Annotated in this window: 20 protein-coding genes; 2 read left to right on the top strand and 18 right to left on the bottom strand. The window is 35.2% G+C overall.

All coding sequences use genetic code 11. The features are described from left to right. Window positions 1-500 precede the first annotated feature (500 nt). Window positions 501-1,379 carry a hypothetical protein gene (locus I5677_RS03470; RefSeq protein ID WP_197660166.1) on the top strand — a complete coding sequence of 293 codons (879 nt, stop codon included), beginning with the start codon at window positions 501-503 and terminating at the stop codon, window positions 1,377-1,379. 211 nt (window positions 1,380-1,590) lie between these two features. Here I5677_RS03470 and I5677_RS03465 read toward each other — a convergent pair whose 3' ends face one another. The 8 genes from I5677_RS03465 to I5677_RS03430 all read right to left on the bottom strand — a co-directional run bounded on the left by I5677_RS03465 (window position 1,591) and on the right by I5677_RS03430 (window position 11,581). Then, window positions 1,591-3,795: a methyl-accepting chemotaxis protein gene (locus tag I5677_RS03465; protein ID WP_197660165.1), complete on the bottom strand. Its 2,205-nt coding sequence runs from the start codon at window positions 3,793-3,795 to the stop codon at window positions 1,591-1,593. A gap of 290 nt (window positions 3,796-4,085) precedes the next feature. Beyond that, entirely contained in the window at window positions 4,086-4,733 is a 648-nt protein-coding gene (locus I5677_RS03460) for a response regulator transcription factor (protein ID WP_197660164.1), read from the bottom strand. Continuing rightward, window positions 4,711-6,444: a sensor histidine kinase gene (locus I5677_RS03455; RefSeq protein ID WP_197660163.1), complete on the bottom strand. Its 1,734-nt coding sequence runs from the start codon at window positions 6,442-6,444 to the stop codon at window positions 4,711-4,713. Before I5677_RS03455 ends, I5677_RS03460 begins: the two co-directional genes overlap by 23 nt. Before the next feature lie 185 nt (window positions 6,445-6,629). Beyond that, the gene (locus I5677_RS03450; RefSeq protein ID WP_197660162.1) at window positions 6,630-6,842 is read right to left on the bottom strand and encodes a DUF2180 family protein; all 213 of its coding nucleotides are present in this window, start codon (window positions 6,840-6,842) and stop codon (window positions 6,630-6,632) included. 24 nt (window positions 6,843-6,866) lie between these two features. Continuing rightward, entirely contained in the window at window positions 6,867-8,762 is a 1,896-nt protein-coding gene (locus I5677_RS03445; protein WP_197660161.1) for a RiPP maturation radical SAM C-methyltransferase, read from the bottom strand. 81 nt (window positions 8,763-8,843) lie between these two features. Continuing rightward, window positions 8,844-9,050, bottom strand: coding sequence for an Os1348 family NHLP clan protein (locus tag I5677_RS03440; RefSeq protein WP_197660160.1), 207 nt, complete (start codon window positions 9,048-9,050; stop codon window positions 8,844-8,846). A gap of 34 nt (window positions 9,051-9,084) precedes the next feature. Further along, the gene (locus I5677_RS03435) at window positions 9,085-10,068 is read right to left on the bottom strand and encodes a radical SAM/SPASM domain-containing protein (protein WP_197660159.1); all 984 of its coding nucleotides are present in this window, start codon (window positions 10,066-10,068) and stop codon (window positions 9,085-9,087) included. Window positions 10,069-10,174: 106 nt separating this feature from the next. Next, window positions 10,175-11,581, bottom strand: coding sequence for a M50 family metallopeptidase (locus tag I5677_RS03430; protein WP_197660158.1), 1,407 nt, complete (start codon window positions 11,579-11,581; stop codon window positions 10,175-10,177). A 198-nt stretch (window positions 11,582-11,779) separates the two neighbouring features. Here I5677_RS03430 and I5677_RS03425 point away from each other — a divergent pair, with 198 nt between their 5' ends. After that, complete coding sequence (locus I5677_RS03425; RefSeq protein WP_197660157.1) at window positions 11,780-12,874, top strand: SMP-30/gluconolactonase/LRE family protein; 1,095 nt, start codon at window positions 11,780-11,782, stop codon at window positions 12,872-12,874. A 151-nt stretch (window positions 12,875-13,025) separates the two neighbouring features. Here I5677_RS03425 and tnpA read toward each other — a convergent pair whose 3' ends face one another. The 10 genes from tnpA to I5677_RS03375 form a co-directional block, all read right to left on the bottom strand. Then, window positions 13,026-13,481 carry an IS200/IS605 family transposase gene (gene tnpA / locus I5677_RS03420; RefSeq protein WP_197660156.1) on the bottom strand — a complete coding sequence of 152 codons (456 nt, stop codon included), beginning with the start codon at window positions 13,479-13,481 and terminating at the stop codon, window positions 13,026-13,028. A gap of 320 nt (window positions 13,482-13,801) precedes the next feature. Further along, window positions 13,802-16,609, bottom strand: coding sequence for a translation factor GTPase family protein (locus I5677_RS03415; RefSeq protein ID WP_197660155.1), 2,808 nt, complete (start codon window positions 16,607-16,609; stop codon window positions 13,802-13,804). Between the two features lie 156 nt (window positions 16,610-16,765). Then, window positions 16,766-17,623, bottom strand: coding sequence for an NmrA family NAD(P)-binding protein (locus I5677_RS03410; protein WP_197660154.1), 858 nt, complete (start codon window positions 17,621-17,623; stop codon window positions 16,766-16,768). Next, window positions 17,620-18,048 (bottom strand): MarR family winged helix-turn-helix transcriptional regulator, encoded by a 429-nt coding sequence (locus I5677_RS03405; protein WP_197660153.1) that lies wholly within the window; start codon window positions 18,046-18,048, stop codon window positions 17,620-17,622. Before I5677_RS03405 ends, I5677_RS03410 begins: the two co-directional genes overlap by 4 nt. 120 nt (window positions 18,049-18,168) lie before the next feature. After that, a complete protein-coding gene (locus tag I5677_RS03400; protein WP_197660152.1) occupies window positions 18,169-19,221 on the bottom strand; it encodes a sensor domain-containing diguanylate cyclase in 1,053 nt (350 codons plus the stop codon). A 411-nt stretch (window positions 19,222-19,632) separates the two neighbouring features. Further along, window positions 19,633-20,715 carry a hypothetical protein gene (locus tag I5677_RS03395; RefSeq protein WP_197660151.1) on the bottom strand — a complete coding sequence of 361 codons (1,083 nt, stop codon included), beginning with the start codon at window positions 20,713-20,715 and terminating at the stop codon, window positions 19,633-19,635. Then, entirely contained in the window at window positions 20,715-22,637 is a 1,923-nt protein-coding gene (locus I5677_RS03390) for a zinc dependent phospholipase C family protein (protein WP_243456480.1), read from the bottom strand. The genes I5677_RS03395 and I5677_RS03390 overlap by 1 nt, the downstream gene beginning before the upstream one ends. Window positions 22,638-22,876: 239 nt before the next feature. Continuing rightward, complete coding sequence (locus tag I5677_RS03385) at window positions 22,877-23,533, bottom strand: DUF2812 domain-containing protein (protein ID WP_197660150.1); 657 nt, start codon at window positions 23,531-23,533, stop codon at window positions 22,877-22,879. After that, window positions 23,530-23,856, bottom strand: a complete 327-nt coding sequence (locus tag I5677_RS03380; protein ID WP_197660149.1) for a PadR family transcriptional regulator — start codon at window positions 23,854-23,856, stop codon at window positions 23,530-23,532. Before I5677_RS03380 ends, I5677_RS03385 begins: the two co-directional genes overlap by 4 nt. 283 nt (window positions 23,857-24,139) lie before the next feature. Then, entirely contained in the window at window positions 24,140-24,469 is a 330-nt protein-coding gene (locus I5677_RS03375; RefSeq protein ID WP_197660148.1) for an ATP-binding cassette domain-containing protein, read from the bottom strand. Window positions 24,470-24,591: the final 122 nt, after the last annotated feature.

Here is a 24,591-nt window from a genome sequence, read left to right as displayed (position 1 = left end):
ATATATTATCTATTTTTTGAGGATTATACGCTTAGATTAATAGATGTGTTGCACATAGTGCTTCCATTCCACCACTATTATATTAGTAATAATTAATAACTTTCTTAACATTATATTGATATGAGAATACATCTAATCAATAAATATGACCCATTTTATTATACTTTTTAATCCGATTTTTCAGAATTGTTAATGTTTGATATATAGAATATGAATAAATCATATAACTAAAGCATTATATATCAAATGTCTAAATTCTTCATCTTCTAATATTTATTAATAAATATACCAGTACTATTTATTCTAGTTATAGTTTGACCCGTTTCATTATATGATATACTTTTTTTAATCAATCATATTAGTTACAATTTCTCCAATTATAGTAACATTTATCAAAATGATCAAAAACCTTGTATTTTTTCCATAATCGGTGTAACATAAAATATTATAAATGACATGAATTCAGTTTACAAAAGAACAGAAAGAGAAGGAATTATATTATGAAGAAAATAATTCAAACGTTTTTAATTTTGACTACTATTGTAGTTCTAACAGGATGTAATAACAAAAAAGAAGATCTTCGTCCGGTTAGTATTGGAAATCTTGCATTCAACTATGATGCTAACACATGGGCACATAGGAATAATACGGATGAGGGAGCTCCCCTTGAATTCAAAGATAAAAGCGGTAATATAGTCAGTATATACGTTACACAGGAAAGTACTTACCAGCATCCACTAGATATGATTGCTTTTGTTAAAACCATGATATCTTCCTATGAAGATTATGAAGTCTTTTTGGAACCAACAAAGATAATAGTAAATGATACGACATGGTACGAATTTGGTTATACCTATAAAGAAGGAAATATAAGACGTAAGGTTTATCAGCGTTATTATGGAAAGTATTATAATGCTGCTTCCATATCTCTTACTTCTACAGAAGAAAACTATGAAGACGGTTACGAAGTAGCTTTGAAAATAATGTCAGATATTAATGCAACGGATGTAACAAATGATATAAATGAAGGTAAAGCCCGAGAGTTTTTAGTTGGTGAATGGAGTCTTGATAGCAGAGGTTATCTGGTTATGTATGATGATGGTACCTATGAATGGTATAAGGATAACACAAAAGACGAAAACAACATGCACTATGGTACCTATGGCTGTGATGTAGAAAGCGCTACCATGGGGCTTAAAGAGGGAGATGGCATATATCTTGTGCTCTTTCCTAATAGTCTTATTATTAATGGCGTAACCGAAGAAACCACCAGTTATAAAAACGATTATTTAATATCCTTTGATAAAAGCGACGATACTGAGGGCTATCAGATGGTGAATATGTCCACTTATTCCTTATATACAATGATTAGACAATAAACATTCCAACTAAACATCAAGAGCGACTTGTTCCTTTTATAGGAACGAGTCGCTTTTTTAGGTCATTTTTTGAATCTGTAGGGACGTATTGTAAACCATCAAAATGTTGGTTATATAATACGTCCTTTTCAGTTAATATATATTTGTATTCATGTTTAAGATGGATCAAAGACTATGCAAAATATCTTATTTATCAGTTCAAATGAATACTCTAACTTATCTTAAATATCTTGATTGCATCCTCTAACTTCTTAGCATCATTCTCAAGCACAATCGCTGATTCCCGTAATCGTTCCACTGAATCAATCTGATTAAGCACGGTTGCATTCACTTCCTGAGAAGATGCGGCTGTTTGTTCTGTAACAGCAGAAATATTTTGAATAGCATTCATTGTATCGTCTTTTGCTGTTTCAATTGCTTTAATCCGTGTAAGAATATCATCCAAGTTGTTGGCTAGATCATTAACGTGATTGCTGATATTATCAAATACACTTACCGTTTTCGTTAAAGCTTCTGTTTGAGAAGCTACGATACTTTCTGCTTGCTCTGCCGTACTCACGGTTTCTTTGTTTTGTACGTCAATATCTTGTACGGTTATTTGAATCTTTTTGGCTGCGTCCAAACTTTGGTCAGCTAATTTTCTGATTTCTTCCGCTACCACTGCAAATCCACGGCCGGCTTCACCTGCTCTTGCAGCTTCAATAGAAGCATTTAACGACAGCAGATTTGTTTGAGATGCAATATCATTAATAATATTAACAAAACCTTCAATTTTCTTAGACTGAACCTCAAATTCCTGTATTTTTCGGATTACATCCTGTGTAATCTCTGAGGTTGCCTTTGATTTCTCGCTTAATTCACCAATGATATCTATACCTTCATTTGCAACCGTCTGCGTATTATTTGCAATCTGCTCGATTTCGTTCGTATTATGATATACCTGACTAATCTGTTCGGAAAGACCGGACATTTGTATAAGACAACGCTCTGTATCTTCTGCCTGCTGTACAATTCCTTGTCCGATTTCATCAATTGTTCTTGAAATCCCTTTGGTTGCATCCAATAATTCACTTGAAGTACTGGCCAAACTAACTGCCGAATTGCTGACGGTTGTACCTACCTCATTCACTTCTCCGATTAAGTTACGCATATGTCCCGTCATATCAGATATTCCAGTTGTTAAAGCTCGGAATTCATCTTTTCTTTTTGTATTGATTTTTACCGTTAAATCTCCCTTCGCTATCTGGAAGATTGATTTGTTCAGACCATTTATTGTCCTAATAATACCTCCGGCAATTAATAATACTACAAAGATTGCAATAATACATGCTATGGTTACGAACCAAACACTTAACCCTTTAATACTACCTACTTCATTTAAAATTGTACTTTTGGGTACCAGAGCACAAACAGTTCCTTTTACATCTTTAAATTTTCCATATACGAACAGATACTCTTCTCCTTTAAATGTTTCATAGGAATAACCGCTAAGCTCTTCTGCTTCTAACGCTTCTTTAAAATATGGTAAATTACTAAATACACTTGTCTCTTCTGTATTCGTTAATGTTTCTCTTCCATCCGCTGCTATATATCCAAGAATGCTGCCTTCTCCCATATCATAATCTGCGAACATATCCAATATATGCTTTGTTGATACATCGACGATAATATAACCCTTAGTAGCAGTCATTCTTCTGGCAATCGATGTTGCATAGCTTTCTTTGGTGTAAGTTTTTGCACCGTCTGAAATAATTTGATCAAATTCTGAATGCTCTCCCATCCATACATAGGGAAGAAGCTTGTTTTCTTTTAATTTCTCTCCGATTTCGGATTGTGTTACCTGGTCAAATAGGTTATTAGGAATATCACCGAAGGTCGACATACCTAATCCATTCTTGCCAATCAAATGAATCTCAGAAATCAGATGATTACTCATTACAGCAAGGGCAATACGATCCATAATATCATCATAGGATCTCGTACTGCTTAAGGCCTCTTCCAAGGTTAATTCAAAAAAATCATCAAAATTCGTATCCAATGTTAATTCCAAAGATGACTTTTCCACCATACTAAAGCCTAAATTCATATATTTACTCACTGCATCTATGGTGTCTAATGCACTGGCTTCATAATTATCAATTATGGCGTCTTCTGATTTTTTATAAGAAACTACACCATACACTGCCAACATAACAACCGGAACTAAAAGACCAATCGCAAGCTGAATTTTAATACTTTGTATTTTTTTCCAAAACATCATTTTCTTTGCTGTTTTCTTCTTATCCACCTCATTCATTACCGTTCCATCTGATGCGCCTTGTGAGACAGTATAACGTTTTTTTATAAACCTTATGTTTTTAATCTTGCTTAGAAAATTTACTGACTTTTTTGTTTTGCTTTTCTTTTGTTCTTTCATATGTAACCCCCATTTCATTTTTCATTCTGTCTAACTGGTATGTATTAACAGGAAAGTTAATTATTACAAAAATTTGGCATTAAATATTTCTTTCATTTTAAGTCTGTCCCATCGCCTCCTAAATCTATAAGAAATATTTCATTTTTTAATAATTATTGTATCTGTTTCTAATATATACTATTTCGATAGAAATTTCAATGTTTTATGATAATTTCCAACAAAAAACACACCCATATACATAACAATATGAGTGCCTTCAAGTTATAGTTAAAACTATAAACGACGTTTATTTATATCGTATTATGTAATCCCATTTGCCAGGCTAATGCAATTACCTGGTCCTGTGTTTTTAAGTTTAAGTTCTCCTTTATTTTCTCCATGTGATATTTTATGGTCCTTTCACTTATGAATAATCTTTTCCCAATCTCTCGATATGTTAACCCTTGGGCTACCAGCTGAAGAACTTCAATTTGCCTATCACTTAACTTATCCGTCAGTTCCTTAACATTGTTTGTTTCCTCAGTGAATTTATGTTGAAATTCCTGCAAAATACAGGCTTCCAAACCAGGAGCGAATGGATTTTTTCCTTTTTCCAATTCTATAAGACCATTAATAATTTCCTTACCATCCAGATTTTTTAGTAAGTATCCGTCAGCCCCGGCCTTAATAGCTCTGAATAAGCTTTCCCTTTCCTCAAAACAGGTCAGAATAATTATTTTTATATTAGGGAATTCGGACAGAATCTTTTTCGTAGCATCAATACCATTCATTCCCGGCATATTAATATCCATTAAAATAACATCGGGATGTTTTTCACGGGCCTCCATCACTGCTTTACTCCCATTATCCACTTTGCTAACAATCTCAAAATCTGTGTGCAATAAATTCACCAATGCTTCAACATAAAGCGGATGATCATCCGCTATCATTATTTTCATCTTGGTATCCTCCTACGCGCTCCGGAAATTCAACAATAATTTTGGTGTATTTCCCTAGCGAAGAATCAATTTTTAAAGTGCCTCCCAGTAATCGGGTTCTTTCGTCCATAATGCATAGTCCCGAACCACTTCCTTGGGAGTTCATTATGCTTTTGCTTAAAAATCCGATTCCATTATCTTCAATTACGAGCTTATAATTGTCTATATCTTTTCCAAGGCTGATCTTCACACAAGTAGCACAAGCATGTTTTAATATATTATTTAAAGCTTCTTTAATTATGTTTACTATATGCATCTTAACTTCTACAGGAAATTCGTAACCGGCCAGATTCAATTCTATGTCATTTCTGGAAAAATAACCGCTGTTATTAATAAATATACTAATTTGATTAAGAATTAAATTTTCAATACTGTTATTCCTATATTCATCTATACGGGTACTATAGACATAATTTCGCATTTCTTGATGAGCTTCTTCAATAATTTCACCTAAACGTTCCAAATATTGATCGGCTAATTCTTGATTTCCGCGTCGTTGTTCCAACTGAGCAACTTGAATTTGGATACCGGCAAAGCTGAATATCTGTCCTAAATTATCATGGAGATCTTTGGCTAAGCGATCTCTTTCGGCCATGACAGCCAACTCCCTTTGCTCTCGGTATAACTCTTCCTCTGCTTGCTTTAATTCTGTTATATCATTCATAACAATGACGTTGCCCATCAATGTACCTTTATTATTCATAATGGGGGATATCTGTATTTCATAGTTACGGGATTTATTTTCAAATGCGTGTTTCAATTGCATTTCCCGTCGGGTCAGTATGTCATTATGATCCAATAAAGCAGCAATTTCTTCTGATATTGCGCTGAGTGGTTTTCCAATCAAGTTTTGATCTTTATGTAATGCTAATAATTTTGCAGCGGCTGGATTAACATCCACAACGATATCTGCGGCATCTGTCACTATAACGATATGATTCATAGCTTCAATTACTTTATTTCTGGCAATCGGCACCAGACGAAATAGTCGAAAACGAAAAATCCCCCAAGCAATGATTGCTCCGGAAATCGAAAAAATAAGCGGTGAAATATCATGGGGCAGGATTCGTATCCCCAGTATATATGCTAGATTAAAACTAAAAATCAACCCGGTACCAATGAGTAACGGAAAAGATTGCTTACGGTATATGGTATTTTTTGTGCCTACACTCTTCAGTAATAATAAGACAGAATAAAAATTAAGAAAATAAGCCTGCAAAAAATGAACCCAAAACCAAGGACTATATTTCTTAGCAATCACCGGTAGCGAACCGGTAGTGTCCAGATGAATATCATATCGAACAATTCCATAGATTTGATCCGCCCAAACTGAGAAAATCGTAATAATAGGAATTATCAGAAGTAATATTAGATACTTTTTCTTTACATAATGAGCTTTATCCAAAAATTGATGTACCATAATACTCCATGCAACCGGAGCCAGTGAGTAGGCTATGTATTGAATATTAGCCCAAATAAGTTTGTGTTCCAGAGTAAGTGCCGAAATCTCCAGGGCATTTGATACCGACCACAGCGTTCCAATAAACATACTGACTACGAATGCTTTTGTACCCGGGCATTCTTTATGTCTACAACCATAAATGCCAAGCGCCATAGTAGTTAAGGCGGATAGTACTAACAAGATACTGTATGGTATGAACTGATAGGCCATTGTATCTCCTCCTGAAAAAATCACTTCATTCGTTCAATGTGAACTTATCTATGATATCAATACGTTTCTTATATCTTGGAGAACTTGTTTCAGATACAAGCCTTACATACACTATATTTTATAAACTATATGCATGTCAAGTATACATACTATAAAATGTATATTTTAACATTATTTTGTATGTTTTAGTAAATTTCCGGCATTTCTATTGGCTCTGCCTGAGGTTGACAAATACCGCAATAAAGAGCCTTTGAGACTGCGATTGCTTTCGGAGTTTGATTTTTTCCAACATATACAGCAATAATATTAGGTTTTTCAGATATATGCTCTTTACAAACACCTCGTCCACAAAACGAGCAAACTCCTACTGCGCTATTTCCACATGTAAAACATTGCATTTAACATTCCTCCTATTATCATATTTATTCATCAACATCCAGCAGATAAGCCAGTAGCGATTCATTATTTTGTCTATACGTTTTTAGTGAATATGCAAGTGTGAGGTAATGTTTATCCTCCCTAAGTAAAAAACCATAGCTTTCCAACATCTTTATTCCTTCCATAAGATAAATATCACCGGGATACTTTGCCTCACCCATCTCGTTAATTACATTGCGCCTTATTTCATCAAAAGCAGCTCCGGCGTCACATGCAAGTAAAATAATAGCCAAAGGCTTTTCTAAGGTAATGCTGTAACATTTACGCATAGGTCGGGTGTCATAAACAACCACGCCTCCTTGCGAAGTCTCTTCATAAGCTAGTAGCGGAGGTTCTTTTTTTTCCCACATGCCTTTCCATAACATAATTTCATGAACTACACCCTTAAGATAATTACGTTCAGAATCTTCGCTGGTTTCAAAATCAAAAGTATAGGCCAGTTGATTTAAAGCTTTTAAATCAAAGGGATAGATAAACTCATAAAGTTTACCGGCCCTGATATTGGTTATGTTCCACTTATTTAAATAGTCAAACATTGGGCTGAACCGCTGCAATAATACGGGTCCTACATTGGATGGAGGCTGTAAGTGAACTAGATAGGAAACGATAGACGCCATACGATCATAGGCCTTAGGGGGTTCTCCCGGAAAGCTGTGTAGAAAATTCCAACCGGTATATAATCCACACTCTCTTGCCCATTTTAAAATCCTAATATTATGTAGCATAGTTGTTCCTTTATGCATATACTGAAGCATTTCGGTATCTAAACTCTCAATCCCTGGTTGAAAAGTATTCGAACCTGCCTGTCTTAATACCTGTAGGTTTTTATATTTAATATTAGCTTTTGTTTCTACAAAAAAATCGCTGAGCTTTATGGCACCGGTACTAAGGGCCGGTAAAACAGTCTTATAATATGGAAGTGGTAAATTAGAATCGATAACGAATACATTATTAATACCATACATTGTTATTAGATCGTTAATCTCACTTAAAGCTCTTTCCGGACTTTTGTATCGAAATGTGTGGATCTGATTCTGGATACCGCAAAAAATACATTGAGATTTAGCAGACCACCAGCATCCTCTGGACAATTCTAAGGACAGAGGCACTTTTCCTTTCATATCCGGTGCCCACTTCTCAATCGCTTGATAGTAGTCCTTGAAATTAGGGTAAGGTAATTTATCTAAGTCCGTTACCAGTCCGGTACCCTGCTCTATCACTTTATTATCTCTACGATAAGCTAATCCTTTTATACCTTCTAAACTCTCTTGATTCACCCATCGTTTTATGGCCTGCAGAAAAGATTGTTCAGCCTCTCCGCTAAATACCCAATCTACAAATGGAAAATGTTCCATCATAGCCAGTCCCATTTCCCCTTGGCAATTGGCTCCTCCGAATACAATTATTTTTTCGGAATATTTACTTTTTATTCGTTTGGCCAAAGCCAATGATGCTATCTGCTGGTCATAGACAGATGTAAACCCGATGATATCGTATCTATCCCAATCAACTTCTGCTATACACTGCTCTAAAAAGGCTCCGGCAACTTTGCGATACTTTAAAATCAAATTTAAAATTTCACATTGTTTCTTATCGGCTCCGGAGTTTATGACCTTCGAAATTTCCTCAATACTTCCTCTTGGGGAATTAGCCCAGTTCTCACCGTATAGTTCACATCCGAAAACCCACTCACCCATCAGACTTCGTCTCGCAAGTTCATCGTAGTCTAACGTATCACCAACAAAGTGTCGGAAATACATATTATAATATAGAATTTCACAAGCGATTCCTTCTTGTTCCAGTACCGGGCGTAAGGAGCTCAAACCCATGGAAGCAAATGAAACCCCGGCAAAAGGCATACTTATCAGTAATACCTTCAAGGTCATCACCTCATTCAAAAAAAATTTATTAAGTCTGCTGAAAGACTGATGTATCATTTGTTTATTTTGCATATATTACATTTAGATAAAGAAAATACTCTTGGATTCTCTTGATCCCGCACTTTTTGCACTTTCAACTTGATTTTTAATAGCTTCTACGTCTTCAGCGCTCAAGGTTATGCCTATGGAGCTGGCTGCCTTAGCAGGATCCTTTTCCAACTCAGCGCGAAATGCGTCATCTTCGATAGCTTTGAGGGCGATTTTTTTGGTTTCTTCTTTCGTTGCCATTCTTACACCTCCTTTCCATTACACTATCCGTCTTTCAGCAGGAACCTAGCATTTTATTCACACGTTCAACTCTCCAATCATGTAGAACGCTTGGTAGTACTTTATCAAATTCTTGATGTGTCAATACCTTATGACATAAATCACAGTTATTAATATATTGATTATGATCGATCGAATAACCGTTCGCTTCCAAATATGGAGCAAAATAATGAGGTCCTTTCTCCCGAAGAAGCATGAATAATGGTTGTTCTTTCATCTTATCGTACAATGTATCAAAATTTGTTTCCTTTGTATTACCTAATAATAGTTGTTGACTCCATCCTGTACCACAGCAGGGATATGTATCTCCGTTCGGAAGAATGATTAACATCATACCCATAAAACAGGGTTTTGCCGGCATACCCGGATAATAAAGAAGATCTTTCGGAGGAATTAAAAATTTAGCTCTTCCTTCCGGTACACAAGGTATCTCTTCCACCATGACCTTCTGACCCAAAAGCAAATCTCCCAGATCATGTAAAACCTCGGCAAGTCTACGGCTCCTTTTTGTAACGACTGTCTTAATCGTAATTACTATGTCCAGTTCTTTGCATATTGAAACAGCGTTAATAAGTGAACTGATCGGAATATGTACCTGATGAAAATCATCCATACTGAATGAGATATCTGTAAGACCTGCCTGCTTTAATATAGCTATCTTACGAAAAGCATCCTCTTTATTTGATCCCCAAAATCCGTTGGTAACGGTAGAAATTTTATACGCACCCATTCGTTTGGCATGCTGAATACCTTCTAAAAGTTCCTGAAAGCAAAGGAAAGGTTCCCCACCAGTAAAACCAACCGAAAACTGCGTATTTTCTCTTACAGTAATATTCGCTATTCGATCGATATATTGGCAAATATCATCAATTAACATCGTTTTAGCCTCATCCCTACTCTCTCCGGTGGCGCTGAAAATACAGTGATTACAGGCTATATTACAGCGTTCAGTGATTAGAAGACCAAGTTGTATTGTCATATTAACCTCCATGATGCTTTCGACGGCATCTTTCATGAACCTAGCATTTAGGTTGTACATAAGACCCTTTATGCTTGCCAATTTAATTCGATTCGTCCTGAAGTCATTAATTATCATAGGACCTTGTCATAAGTCGAAACTCTAATAAATTTGTAATACTGTTTTTCTTACTTCTATAACGGGCAATTCTACGTAAGAACACAATCAATAAAACTAAGAATACCCAAAATAATATAACTTCTATTACCATACGAGGATTTGATAATGCTTCTTCTAGTAAATGTTGCCCGGAGTGGGCCCATAAGTGTATTCCTTTCATCAGTAGATAATAAATCCCCAATACCGAGATTGATCCATAGAAGAGAAAGCCAAAATGTTTCTTCTGCCATTTTTCCTTTCCAATCAGTATTTTCCAGATGTCCAGCTTAAGAAATCTTAGAGACTCTTGTCGTAATTGAGGCATCATCAGCCAATCCTGAATGATATAATGTCCATCTGTTTCTGTAAAGGGTATCAGGTTAAGAACGAATAACATACTATTGACCAGACCTGCATGAAGCATTAGATTCTCATGTATACTTTCCGGATGAATTAATGCTATAAATAGCAGGATTCCACCAATCACACCATTGATACAGGGACCGGAAAAAGATACACCAATGCGACGATATCGACCTTTCATTAAAATATCCGTGGTATCTACATAAGCAATCGGAGAACCAAACAGCAGCATAAAACCTGCCCGAAGTACCTTTCTATCATAATGCTTTACCGTTAACCCATGGGCAATTTCATGTATAAATACGCTAAAATATGTAATCACCATTAAGTATATAACATCATGGGAGCCGGGTCCCGTATGCGGTGTTAATAATATGGTTTCATGTTTATAAAACAGAAAATAGGATGTGAGACCAAGATTAATAATTAACATTACCAGCATGAGAAAAAAGGAGATTTTATGGTAAACAACTTTCAATCTCTTATAAAGCCAAGCAAAGAATTGATCCGCTTTTTTAGTTGTCAGGCGAGCACTCATGAGAAAATTAATTACGCTCTTAACCCGGTATAAAATCTTATGTCTGCTAAGGGTTTTATCGATTTCCAGATAAACCGAAGTACTACTATCATGAAGAAAATTGTTGGCTTTTAATATTTGTAGAAATGAAAATAAGGTTGATTGAGCGGTAAGTCCATATTCCATGATTAACTCAAGATATAAGTTTTTCACGGTATTACTGCCATCCATCTGTTTCCATAGATACAGTTCTTTATCTCCTAGTATAATATACTTGTCGTTTGCCGTATTGCGCAGCATATATGTGATAGCCCCGCCTTTACTATCAATTTGTGCTATTTCGACATTCTCTTTTCTCTTTGGTTTATATTTGTATGGATTATAATGTTCATCAATACTATTCCATAGGTCGAATTCTGTATTGCTTTTGCCGATGCTTAGGGCATTCTCCACCCTATCCCAAATATTCTTATAATCATTATTCTCATCTACCATAATTTCATAACTCCTATTTTTTTGACACAATCAATGAAATTTCTAAATTAAATGATAAATTATTCAACGATTACCGTCTATATCACTTAAGTACAGTTTTTATATGAAAAAGTACAGTCTTAAGCAATAAATCACTATATCTGTATATTGACCCTATAGCTACTATAGGGTTTATAATCCAAAAAAAGGAGGTATAGAATGATAAGAAAAAAACATTTAATAATTTTATTATGCATCTTTTTCGTTATGCTTAATGGATGTAGTTCAAAACAAGAACAGAAAAAGGAAGAAGTGATTACCATGCAAAAACAAGAAGTTAACAATGATGAAGGAGTAACAATAACACCTACGCCGGAACAAGATAATGATCTTTCTACAGCGACAGAGGCTCCTTCTGAAAACGGTGAGAATAAGGATGAGATCAAAGCTGAAATATTTGCAGACTTAAACGGTAAAGTAGGTGCAGGAATCATCTTTGATAATGATGAGAACATGTTTGTTGCTAAAGATGGAGAGTTGGTTAAAGTCACTCCGAGTGGAGAAGTTAGAACTTTCTGTAGCTTACAGGAACTTCCCAAGGGTAAGGATTACTACTTTAATAGCCCATTAATATGGGATATGACATTTGATCAACAAGGTAATATTCTTGCTGCTGCTCAAGACAGAATTCTCCATATCACTCCAGAAGGTACGGTATCTACTTTGATAAGAGAGGACTTTAAAGGATTTTTAGGCGCAAGCGGAATTGAGTTCGACAAACAAGGAAACTTCTATATAACCAATGGAAGTACCATTGACAAATATACACCTGATTTAGCAAAAACGACCTTTATTGATAGTAGTAAGGGTGAGACATCATATAGTTCTTTTTTCTCCTTGGAATTTGATCCTGACTATAACAATTTATATGTCACCGACTTTAATAGTAAGAGCTTATTAAAATATTCAATAGATACTGAGGGGAATGTCCAAGATAATCCGGAAGTTATTATTAAAAATCCGATCAAGAATTCTGGTGTATTCGGCGCACCACTTAATATAACTTTTTCGGATAAAGACCATATGTATGTTTCCATTGATGGTATGGCACAGATTATGAAGATTGACAATGAGGGGGGTATTGAATTTTTAAAGCTTGGGAATATAATATCCAATCACATCATAGCATTTGGCGGTAAAGGATTTGATGAAGAAAGCATCTATATTACTACCTTTAATGGTAAAAATATATATAGATATAAAATTGGTGAAAGAGGTGCAATGAAAGAAAGCTTTGATTCGGATACTGAGTGATGAATCAGCACCACCCGTCAAACGGGTGGTATGCTCTGAGGCTATAAGCCTCTGTTACCGGCCAGCGCCTAAAGACGCTGGCTTTCACTTTGTTCAAGCCACTACGCCATTGTCTCCTTTGCCGCCCCTGAAGGGACGAACTGACTACCGGCTACCCCTTAAAGGGGTCCTCATATTCTTTTACACTTAATTTATCACGTAATATATCTTGCTTTTCTTGGTCTTGTATATACTTTTTAATGGTTGCCTCATTTAGTCCTACTGTGCTGACATAGTAACCTTCTGACCAAAAATGTCTATTTCCAAACTTATATTTCAAGTTTGCATGCTTGTCAAAAATCATTAGTGCGCTTTTTCTTTTTAAGTATCCCATAAAACTTGAAACACTATATTTAGGTGGTATACTCACCAACATATGGATGTGATCGGGCATTAGATGCCCTTCTATAATTTCCACTCCCTTGTAAGAACATAATTGCTTTAATATATCTCGAATACTTTCTTTGTATTGATTGTATATTATTTTTCGTCTATACTTAGGAGAGAACACAATGTGGTACTTGCACATCCATTTTGTATGTGCTAAGTCATTCGTTTTGTTTGCCATGAAATCACCTTTCCTTTGTTATAGTAGTAGCCTGAACAACTCTATTATAACTGAAAGGTGATTTTTTGCTATAAGCAAATGGCCAACCACCCGCATAGCAGGTGGATTTATGCTTCGCATAGCTCATTTCTCTTTTGAGAAACTCGCTTTATGCTCAACAGGCTAAAGCCGTATTAAAATACAGGACCAATGGTGTATAGGAATACACCCATTGGTCCTGTCTCTTTTCATTCATGACAAGTGAAGCGGCTTGCCGATTCATCTTATTTAACGTTATGCAACTGCATTACTTTAACTATAATATGCGGTATGTCTCAGTACTATATTTCATCCATGGTACTATCTTCTTCTAAAAGATCCCAGATATTATCACTAAATTGATCTCTCAGATAAGCACGACCGGTTGGTAGCCTATCCAGATAATCTCTTCGAATCTGATCTCTTGTCCGAATGATTTCGTCTTTTAAATCATTGGCTGAAATTCTGACAGCTCCCTTTCCCATAATAATCAACTGTTCCAAGGCATCACTGGTTGCAACCGTAACATGATGCTTTCGCGAAATTTCATGGGTGACTTTCTCAATATATTCGTCAGCTGTTTCTGCCTCTTTCGTATAAACCACATGAATGTTATGATAATCCAGTACCGCACCTACTCCGCCCTTCACTTTATAGGCATCAAAAACCAAGATTACAATACATCTTTTGAAGCCCTGATAATTGCAGAGAATATCCATAAGCTTGGTTCTTGCCGCATCCATATTCACTTTCGCCAGTTTATTTAACTCCTCCCAGGAAAATATAATATTATAGCCATCTACCAAAAGATATTCATCCATCGGCTCTTTATTCGGCTCTTGTTCCTTCGAATTAGTCTGTTGTTTTATCTGGTCTTTTTCTAAAGAAACCTTTTTTTCATATCCGAATCTATTCTGGGAATAGCTTAATTTCTGTTTGATCGGTCCAAAGGTTCGGATAAATATCTCTTCCAGTTCTTTATCCTCCTGCAAGGAGCCTCTGCTATAGGTACTGGAATTAACCGGTGGTGAAACCGACTCATAATTCATAACTTTCGTTTCCGACTGCTGCCATTGATTTTCTATATGCATGTAATCCTTAACTTTATCCCATTCCACTACAAATCCCGTACCATGAGAGCAAAAGATAGAACCGGTTGGATTATTAATATCCCTTTCACTGTCATAACCTAAGGCTTCTATTACTTCCTCCGTATTATGACAGGGTAGATATCCCTTCAGTGTACAGAACAGTCTTCCTCTACCACCGGTATAATCTGCCAACTCCGATTGATAACCACGCATAGTTGCAACCGGTGCATATCCCGTTAGAACCGATATCTCTCCATCGGTTTCGGGGGGTTGGAAGCTTCCACTCATCCGTTGAATATCTGACATGGCTCTTCCTACTGTTTCAAAAGGTATTTCAAGCTTAAAATTATAATAAGGTTCTAAAAGAACATTTTTAGCTCTTTTTAGGCCTTGGCGAACCGCCCTGTATGTTGCCTGCCTGAAATCGCCACCTTCTGTATGCTTTAGGTGTGCCCGTCCGGCAATCAGGGTTATCCTCATATCCGTAATCGGTGAACCGGTGAGCACTCCTACATGTTCTTTCTCTTCTAAATGGGTCAAAATCAGCCTCTGCCAGTTACGATCCAACATATCCTCACTACAGTGACTGACAAAGGTTAGCCCGCTTCCCGATTCTTCCGGCTCCAACAATAGATGCACTTCCGCATAATGACGTAATGGCTCAAAATGTCCTACACCTACCACCGGTTCCTCTATTGTTTCTTTATAAACGATATTGCCGGGACCAAATTCTATGTTATAACCAAATCGCTCTAAGATTACACTTTTTAAAACTTCAATCTGAACCTCACCCATCAGTTGTACATGAATCTCTTTTAATTGTTCAGACCACACGATATGCAACTGTGGGTCCTCTTCCTCTAAATGACGCAACTTTGTCAAGATATTATGGGGATTACTATTCGGAGGTAATATAATCTGATAATTTAAAACAGGTTCAAGAATTGGCATATCTGACACTGACTCTATTCCAAGCCCTTCCCCGGGATAAGTCTTACTTAGTCCTGTAACCGCACAGACAGCTCCTGCTTTCACTTCATCTACCGTTTCATATTTATTTCCTGAATAAATCCGTATCTGATCCACTTTTTCTTCCCAAACAGCAGTCTCCTCTGTGGCTAATCCATTGCTGTTCCGGAATATCATTTCCTTGTTTTTATCTATATTGTCGTTGTCATCCATTCGTTGAAAATTTTGGGCTTTCTGCTTTTCTTTGAGGTTTGTTAACAGCATTTTTACTTTTAAGCTTCCACCGGTAATCTTCATGTAGGTCAGTCGATTACCCTGTTCATCTCTCGCTATCTTATATACCTTTGCACCGAAATCATTAGAATATTTCGGATTCTTCGTAAATTGTTCCAATCCCCCAAGAAAATCATGAATACCCTCCAGTTTGAGGGCAGAACCAAAATAACAGGGAAATATCTTTCGCTCTGAAATTAAAGCGTTAATATCTTGTGTTTCAATTAATCCGGTTTCTATATATTTCTCTAACAATGCTTCATCACTCATTGCCAGATTCTCCATAAACTCCTTCGAGTTAATATCCTCCATAAAATCCATACATCCGTCCTGAAGCCGCTTTTTTAATTGATTAATAAGTATATTGCGATCTGTTCCGTTCATATCCATTTTATTAACAAATAGAAATGTCGGTATCCGATATCTTGCAAGCAGTCTCCACAAAGTTTCTGTATGCCCTTGTACACCATCACTTCCGCTAACCACTAAGATAGCATAATCTAAAACCTGTAATGTACGTTCCATTTCAGCAGAAAAATCCACGTGACCCGGCGTATCCAATAGCGTTATTTCCATATCATTGTATGTGAATACCGCCTGTTTCGAAAATATGGTAATACCCCTAGCACGCTCCAACTCATAGGTATCTAAAAATGCATCTTTATGATCTACCCTGCCTAGTTTTCTGATACTTCCGGTCAGATACAACATGCTTTCCGCCAGAGTTGTCTTCCCTGCATCCACATGGGCCAAAATTCCGATTACCATCTTTTTCATTACTTATCTCCTGTATCTTAATCAAAATGTCAATTTAATTTCTATTAAATATACGTATAATCTAACATATTTTACAATTCAAATTTCTTATTAATAAACAAGATTAATCATAAAATATATATATCATTTATGCAAGGGAATACTTAAAAGCAGTGTTTACTTTAGAAAGACTTCTTTATTTTCTTTCGCAAAATCCTTAAAAGTTCTTGGTTGCCTTCCCGTCAATCTATAAAACCCATCCGTTACTTCCTTAGCCGTACCCATTCTTGTCATAAAATAAAGAGCTACAGTCACATTTACATATTTCTTATCCAAGCCACGGTTATTTATATAATATTGTCTATATTTTAGATAACCCGGCTTGTCATAAGTGATTTTTCTTCCTAATACTGTACTTAAGATATCGGCAACCTGGTAATAATCTAAAGCTTGTGGACCGGTAATAGTATGTGCTGTATTTTTATATCTCTCAGGCTCATGCAGCAAGACTGCTATGGACAGTCCAATGTCTTTTGCATCTATAAAGCTGGCTTTGCTCTTGCCTGCCGGTACTAAAATTTTATCCTGTTCCTTAATTTCTTTTGCATGTATACCGGATACATTTTGCATAAAAAATCCTGGCCTTATATGCGCATAGGGAATACCGATGTTTTCGATGTATTTTTCAATTTTATGATGAGGAGGAATTGTGTTGTGTTCAACTCCCATTAATGATAAAAAAGAAACCAGTTTTATATTACTTGATTTCATGATATCGATAAAAGGATATAAATCTTGTGGTTTACCTAGATGAGGAGGCCTCATTAGAAACACTCGATCTACTTCATGCAAAGCCTCCATAAATGTCTGTCGGTTAGTAAAGTCAAACTCTACTGCATCCACTTTATCACCAAACATGGTTTTTAATTTTTTTATATCCGTTCCTGCAACTACGACGTTTTCACCCATTTTTAATAATTCTTTCACAACATATCTGCCTACATTCCCTGAGGCCCCTGTCACTAGTACCTTCATGATCTTTTCTCCTCGCTTAATATATTATTAGCCTTCTGTATTAAGTCAACAAATAAAGCAAAGTCCTTACGTCCCATCTTACTTTTGAGTACTTGCATAATTTTAAAGTACTCATCAAAGGTATTCTTAACCAGTTTCTTTCCCTTATCTGTAGTGGAAACAGTATAACTTCTACCATCTGTGGTTGAAGGTATTTTTATTAAGTATTCCTTTCTGATTAAAGAATTAATTATAGAAGTTACCGAGGGCTTAGCAATTCTAAAAAAATTACTAAGCATCAAAGGAGTAACCGGTATGTTCTGTTTTTGAGTGAATATAAGCACTCCCATTTCACTCGGCCTTATAGGCAAGTCTCTTTTCAAATTCATATACATGCGACAGAACAACCCTACTGCGTCTGCGCTAGTAATAAGATAATGATCCATCTTGTACCTCCATATAGTTAGTCTAGCTAACTATATTTTAGCAACCCTTTATTGATAAGTCAACGAAATATAAAAAACCTCTGCGTAATAGGCAGAGGTTATAATTATTAATAATTTGATTTAATCATTTTTGTTCTGATTCATGGAAACAATATTTTTACCAGTCGCTTTACTAAGATATAAATTTTTATCTGCTTTCTTTATCACTTCTTCCAAAGATAATATCTCATTTTGCTTACAGTATACTCCAAAACTTGCAGTCACTGTAAAGGATTCTTCTTCACCCTGAATTTGATAACTTTCAATTTCCCGACGAATCATTTCTAATCTGTGCATTACTTTTTCTCTATCCGTAAAATTATTAAAATAGATTATAAATTCATCTCCACCATATCTTGCTACGATATCATTGGAACGAGTCATCTCTTTCATTATATTAGCAACATTGATCAAAGCCATATCGCCACATGGATGCCCATAATTATCATTGATGGTTTTAAAATTATCCAAGTCAATCATAACGATAGAATAATCCTCTTCCTTCAAATCCACCATAGAATTTAGAGTTTTAAAGAAATACCGTTTATTATATAGCTCCGTCAGGCCATCCAGATTGGCGCTGTCCTTGATTTGTCTATATAACAGATTGTTTTCTAATGCGACACCAATATGATTACCTATGGAAGACAGAAATATTGCATGATCCTCAACAAAATAATTTATATTGATATGTTGTATCAGAATAAAGCCCAATAAGCGATTTTCTACATAGATTGGAATACCAAGGCTCGAATGTATGCTTTCTTCTTCCATATCTTCTCCATAGATTGGAGTATCACTATTAATAATGAACTTTTCTTCCTTATGTTCATAAATCAATTTCTTACCTGCCTCAATGAAGGTATAAGATAACTTCGATGCACCTGCTTCTTCATATTCATCATTTAGTTTAATATAAATGGTAGAATATTTTGCACCAAAAACACCGATCAACATATCATTAATGATTGTTAATAAATTCGGATCTTTAATATATTGATTTATATATTTACTGATCTCCAGTAAATTCGTAAACATATTTAATTTATTCTCCAACAATGTAATCTTATGAGATAAATCATTAATCGTTTTTTCAGTAAAGTATTGATATTTTTCAAATTGTTCCGGATTCATATTACTCCCTATCACAAGAAGCAGTTAATAACAGCATTCACGTGTTCCTAGATATATTATAAGTTGTTTTAATAGCTCATTACTTTAATATAATTGATTTTTCATGATTTTGCAATGTCTTATATTATAATATAGTGTTTCTTGTGACTTTTTTTATCATAATTCTTATAATAAATTAAATTACTAACTATTATATTAATTATTCTAGAGTTTTTCGATTGATATTCGTTAATATAATTATTAACAATCAAAATGATAAATAGCTCCCATATTTATTTAGAAATTAATCACTCATAGAGAATTTATCTTTACAGACTAAGTGTGATTGTAAAAATAATTAATTGGGGTTGAAATGTTTCATAAGGAAGTTAATTTCCTTATGAAACATTTCGTTATATGTACTTACAACTCTCATGCAACGACAATTACGGTGATTTCACCCATCGATTCCCCGGTGGCCGGATCAATTACCGCAAGCCTCATGGGTATCGCTTCGTTCTTTTCAAGTCCTAACATCGGAATCTCCATTTTTATATTACTAAGTTCTGATCTAATCTGATAACTCCACTTCCCCTGCTCTAGTTCCTTAGTACCAGGAATATACGGCAATTTAATATTATATTGGTTTTCATTGCTCAACTTTAATTTGTTTTTCTGATTACTTGATTTTAATAAATTTAATACTTTAGACCTTTTCGTTATTATCTCCGGTTTTGTCATCAAATTATTTTTTTCATAAAGCTTGATCTTATCCGTAAAAACACGCTTATTCGATAATGCAAATCTCTTACTGATTAGCTGATTTTCAAAAAGAACATTGTCACGTTTAAAGACAATATAAACATTTTTCCCTTTCTCTTTTATGATACGATTCACATCAAATTCAAGGGTTTTCCCCTGATGGACAATATTTAGGTTCTGCTGCCCGATGTGTCTGTCTGTATATGAATTAAAGTTAACCATATCTTCAGGATAATCATTCGATGTAAGACTATAGGCTCTTGCAAACATACAACGGTGTCCCTCCATATCTTTGGTCGTTGTAAAAGGAAACTCAACGGTAGCACTCGAATGGGCCTCAATACGTGTATTTGTAATACCAATCATTGTCCCACCCTGGGTACTGAAACCTAAGGATGGCTTGCAAAGATATAAATCAACCGTACAGCTGTTACAGGCTTGATCACCATCATTCGTTACAGTTACTTGTACCGTATAATTTGATTCCGGTAGTAATGGATTGACTGTATCAAAAACCGATCCATTGAGATATAGTTCTATATCCGGACTTAAACAATAACATTTACCCGAGGGAATCGGCCTATTACCGTTATCACCAAGAAAAGCACGGATATAAAGAAAAGTGGTTGGATTATAAGGTTCTTCATTCAAATCTCCACATTTCATCATTTTTCGATTCATCTCATCTTTGTAAAAAAGTCTTAGTTTATCATCCCTTATCTTCTTCAACTTATCTAAGTATTCTCTATCCATTACAACGCACCTCCATAAGGATATATAATATCGGTTTTGATATTCGGTACCTCTTGATCGATTTCAATCGTAACATTCGTTGTCTTATAATCATTTATATGGCTATTGATTAAGGATATATCGTTTACCTTTCTCCAACATTTAAAAGCATATCCACGGTCAGAATCAAGGTTGAATTCCGGGAAAATATGATCATTTCCCAACTTCATATATTCTGAATACAAGAAATCTCCTAATACAAGTGCATTTCCTAGGCCTCCGTCTAATGCCATATTTGATAGTTTTTTAAAGTTATATTCGATTTCTTTTGGGTCTATGATACTCTTCGTCTCTTCAAAGTCTCTATAATACTGATAGGAGTTTAAGTCAAATCTATTCTTAGGATCATCTATATACCATGACGGAGTTTTACTACTATAGGATATCGGAAAACCTGTTGTGCGGTCATTTTCGAGCCTGGCTGCGGGAAGTATAGGATAAATAAGGTGGCTTTCCGCTTCCGCCCCCCTAAGAATAAACTTATTTGAAGGATAGGCGTTTACGTTAGGAAGATAATTAGCATTGTGTCCGTTTTTATCATTTTCTCCGGTATTTAACATATGTTTGGTCATATAGAAATTCAGATCCCTGACAGCTGGGAATTTCAATCCGTTCAAAGCTACCCCACGTCTGAAATTCATAAAGGCATCATACAAGTACTCGTAGGAAAGAGATAATAAAAAACGCATTGGTGCAGCCCCAAGGGTTGTTATTGTACCTAAAATAAAATCTATGGCAGCCGTAGCTGCAAGAAATGGTCCTGCTATAAGTGCGGCTAGAGCAAGTAAAAGTCCTGTGATTCCTCCATTTCCTGCATTCCCCACAGGGTTAAAGATATCTTTGATATTCTCTTTAAATTTCTCCCATGTTTCAATTATTTCATCCGTAAGCACATATGGTTTCGGTTCAGGTATATCCAATTCATTGGTAGCTTTATCAAACCATTTTAGCCATAGACTGTATGAAATATCTAGGTCATCCTCTTTGATGTCACGACCATAGAGGGAATCTGTCTTATCATAATATGTATTCTGGATACATTGGAGGATAAATTTTTTAAGATCATCCGGCAATTTAAATTTATTATTGTCAACAACATATTCACCGGCGAGGTTACTCTTTATGAATTCTTTTCCATAATATTTATGAAATGCCCAAACATCCTGATGGTTTTCCGCAACCTTATGACGTTGGGAGTGGGTACGAAACGGTCCTCCGGATATAGCATTCACAAACGGATGTCCCACCGTGTCTGCTGTATAATGAGTGAGATATCCTAAAGCAAATGCTCTTTCCATAGAATTATCTTTCGATTCTTTAAATAACTCTTTTAAGAATCTGCCGGTTCTTCGCTTATGAAGAGTATCAAACCACCACCATTCTTTAAAATTCTCTCCCACCTGTTGAGGATCTTTTAACAAACCAAAAAAATCATATGACTTTACAACATACTCTTCTAGTTTATTCTCTACAATTTTTGATAAGGATTCAATGTTATTATTCACATCATTTAATATATCACTGATTTCCGATAAGAGTGCTGAGCGTTCCACCGCAGTTAACGCTGCGTTTTCTAAATCAGAAATGAGAACCCAGACCTTATCGGGGATGAGTTCCTTTAGCTGATTGATAAAATCTTCAATAAAATCCTCAACTTCTAAATATAATTTTGCCATTGGCTTAATTACACCACCCATTGGCCAGTCATTGGTATTAAACAATAGGTAATCGGCACCTTGTGCTCCTAATCTATACACCGAAGCATATTTTCCGTCACTCATTTCCTTCCAAAATGCATAACTTACAGGATCATTCATTTTTGCCTTTAAAACCTTTTCAAGATACTCATTTGCAACAATGTGATGTATTGCCGGTCCGGGCATAACATTAAACCCCCTTTAATTTGATAATTTTTGGAAACTTGTCCCAGTATAATAATATTCTTTGCATCTTATTTTATACCAATTTATTTTACATATAGAATAATTCATGCATTATTTATTAGATAAATATCTCGACAAAAAAGCCTATGGAAATGTCGTAATCAAGCAATTTCCATAGGCTTTTGGGTGATCAAGGTAGAATAAGGCATTTATATATATTATTCTTATCACACTTTTACTTAATTTTCATTAAGCTTCTTTAAGACCGTCAGTCTTTTTGATATTTTTATCAAACTTAAATAACATGGTATCATGATTGCTAGTGATAAAATACTAACTCCTATTCTTGAGAAAAATCCGATAACATACATCGTATCTTGTTCTAAGGAAAATCCTGAATTTATAACTTCTCCTATGACTAACACAAGCATAGCTATCATAATGATCGACATAAAAATCATAGTTGATAAATTAAGTCTTTTTACTTTTTTATAATAATCAATTTTATCCGATTTTGTGGTATAGATTTCGAAGGGCTTACCGTCATTCTTCTTTTCAAGGATAAGAATCTCTGCGTTTATGTTTCTGGATGTCGTTCTTACCTGCCCTGTGATGCTAACTGAGACTTTATGATGAGCAAATACTCCCATTGAAAAGTTCTTCTTTATAGCTCGTATGTTAAGCTCCTTTAAAAAATCTATATATTTTTCCAGGTTTTTAAAAGACTTGTCATAAACATACTCAACTTTATAGACATATTCACCCGGTTTACACTCTTCAAAATAATAAAATAATCTTGTTGATTTCACTAATCTTAAGCCTTGACTCGCTTTTTCATTTAACCACACTTCCTGATTATCAAGATCACTAAAGAAAACTTTCATAACTTTTATCATAATTCATCCTCCTTTACCACTCTCTGAATTGAATTTAACAAACTTGCCAAACGCTCATATTCTGAAGTAAGAATCTGTCTGCCTGCATCATTAATCAGATAAATCTTTCGATTATCGTCTGTTTCTTCAAGCAAAGTGATCAGATCCTTAGCCAGAAGATTATTAATTGCTCCATATAATGACCCTGCACCTAACGTCACACGGCCATTTGTTTCTTTCTCAATAAATTTCATAATTCCATAGCCATGATTCGGTTTACATACCGAGATAAGGATATAGAGTGAGACTTCCGTCAAAGCTCCACCTTTTGCATATTCACGCATGAATTTTATCACCACCTATTTATTACACTATTCGTAATAATAATATATCACTATCCGTAATAGCCGTCAATACATTATTTGGGATTATATAGGATTTTTATCCGATATCCTGGATTTCATATTAGAACTACTGGGATCTGAGCCTTGGCATTGAAATTATATGATATTGATTGTTCCTTAAAAAAAAATAATAATATTTTGATTTATACTTTTTTGCTTGTCTTTTGTATGTAACCCTCCACCTGCATATGAAATAACTTTGCATATTCACCGTTTAACTCCATTAATTCATTATGATCCCCTGCTCTACTAGTTCTTTGAACATAATAATACGATCAGCCATAACCGTTGTAGATAAACGATGGGATATAATTATAACGGTTTTGTCCGTAGCACTTTTCATTACAATATTCATTCTATATTCGGAAACCGGGTCAAGAGCACTGGATGGTTCATCAAATATATATAAACCGGTTTCTTTATTCAGGACTCTTGCAATACAAACTTTTTGTGCTTCTCCTCCCGACAAAAGTGTTCCATTTATATCAAATTCTTTCGATAGATGGGTATCAAATCCGTTTGACAATGAAGCGATTGTCTCTTTTAATCCCATGTTATTCATTATCTCTATGGTTTCAGGTTTTACTGTTAAGTGCTATTGTAATCTCCTCGTAATCTTGCTATACTATATTAAATTGTTAAAACATTAAATCGTCAAACCACTAAGGAGGAATT

Origin of the sequence: Mobilitalea sibirica, assembly GCF_015999265.1 — a bacterium.
GTDB lineage: Bacteria > Bacillota > Clostridia > Lachnospirales > Lachnospiraceae > Mobilitalea > Mobilitalea sibirica.
Note: the sequence above shows the minus strand (reverse complement) of the source record. Positions and strands in the feature narration are given on the sequence as shown.

What these genes read in the sequence shown, in the direction of transcription:
- tnpA (WP_197660156.1), bottom strand. Translation starts at nt 13,481, where the DNA reads ATGGCAAACAAAACGAATGACTTAGCACATACAAAATGGATGTGCAAG.
- I5677_RS03405 (WP_197660153.1), bottom strand. Translation starts at nt 18,048, where the DNA reads ATGGATCATTATCTTATTACTAGCGCAGACGCAGTAGGGTTGTTCTGT.
- I5677_RS03400 (WP_197660152.1), bottom strand. Translation starts at nt 19,221, where the DNA reads ATGAATCCGGAACAATTTGAAAAATATCAATACTTTACTGAAAAAACG.
- I5677_RS03390 (WP_243456480.1), bottom strand. Translation starts at nt 22,637, where the DNA reads ATGCCCGGACCGGCAATACATCACATTGTTGCAAATGAGTATCTTGAA.
- I5677_RS03425 (WP_197660157.1), top strand. Translation starts at nt 11,780, where the DNA reads ATGATAAGAAAAAAACATTTAATAATTTTATTATGCATCTTTTTCGTT.
- I5677_RS03435 (WP_197660159.1), bottom strand. Translation starts at nt 10,068, where the DNA reads ATGACAATACAACTTGGTCTTCTAATCACTGAACGCTGTAATATAGCC.
- I5677_RS03430 (WP_197660158.1), bottom strand. Translation starts at nt 11,581, where the DNA reads ATGGTAGATGAGAATAATGATTATAAGAATATTTGGGATAGGGTGGAG.
- I5677_RS03440 (WP_197660160.1), bottom strand. Translation starts at nt 9,050, where the DNA reads ATGGCAACGAAAGAAGAAACCAAAAAAATCGCCCTCAAAGCTATCGAA.
- I5677_RS03385 (WP_197660150.1), bottom strand. Translation starts at nt 23,533, where the DNA reads ATGATAAAAGTTATGAAAGTTTTCTTTAGTGATCTTGATAATCAGGAA.
- I5677_RS03450 (WP_197660162.1), bottom strand. Translation starts at nt 6,842, where the DNA reads ATGCAATGTTTTACATGTGGAAATAGCGCAGTAGGAGTTTGCTCGTTT.
- I5677_RS03455 (WP_197660163.1), bottom strand. Translation starts at nt 6,444, where the DNA reads ATGGCCTATCAGTTCATACCATACAGTATCTTGTTAGTACTATCCGCC.
- I5677_RS03415 (WP_197660155.1), bottom strand. Translation starts at nt 16,609, where the DNA reads ATGAAAAAGATGGTAATCGGAATTTTGGCCCATGTGGATGCAGGGAAG.
- I5677_RS03460 (WP_197660164.1), bottom strand. Translation starts at nt 4,733, where the DNA reads ATGAAAATAATGATAGCGGATGATCATCCGCTTTATGTTGAAGCATTG.
- I5677_RS03375 (WP_197660148.1), bottom strand. Translation starts at nt 24,469, where the DNA reads ATGGGATTAAAAGAGACAATCGCTTCATTGTCAAACGGATTTGATACC.
- I5677_RS03380 (WP_197660149.1), bottom strand. Translation starts at nt 23,856, where the DNA reads ATGCGTGAATATGCAAAAGGTGGAGCTTTGACGGAAGTCTCACTCTAT.
- I5677_RS03465 (WP_197660165.1), bottom strand. Translation starts at nt 3,795, where the DNA reads ATGAAAGAACAAAAGAAAAGCAAAACAAAAAAGTCAGTAAATTTTCTA.
- I5677_RS03470 (WP_197660166.1), top strand. Translation starts at nt 501, where the DNA reads ATGAAGAAAATAATTCAAACGTTTTTAATTTTGACTACTATTGTAGTT.
- I5677_RS03410 (WP_197660154.1), bottom strand. Translation starts at nt 17,623, where the DNA reads ATGAAGGTACTAGTGACAGGGGCCTCAGGGAATGTAGGCAGATATGTT.
- I5677_RS03395 (WP_197660151.1), bottom strand. Translation starts at nt 20,715, where the DNA reads ATGGATAGAGAATACTTAGATAAGTTGAAGAAGATAAGGGATGATAAA.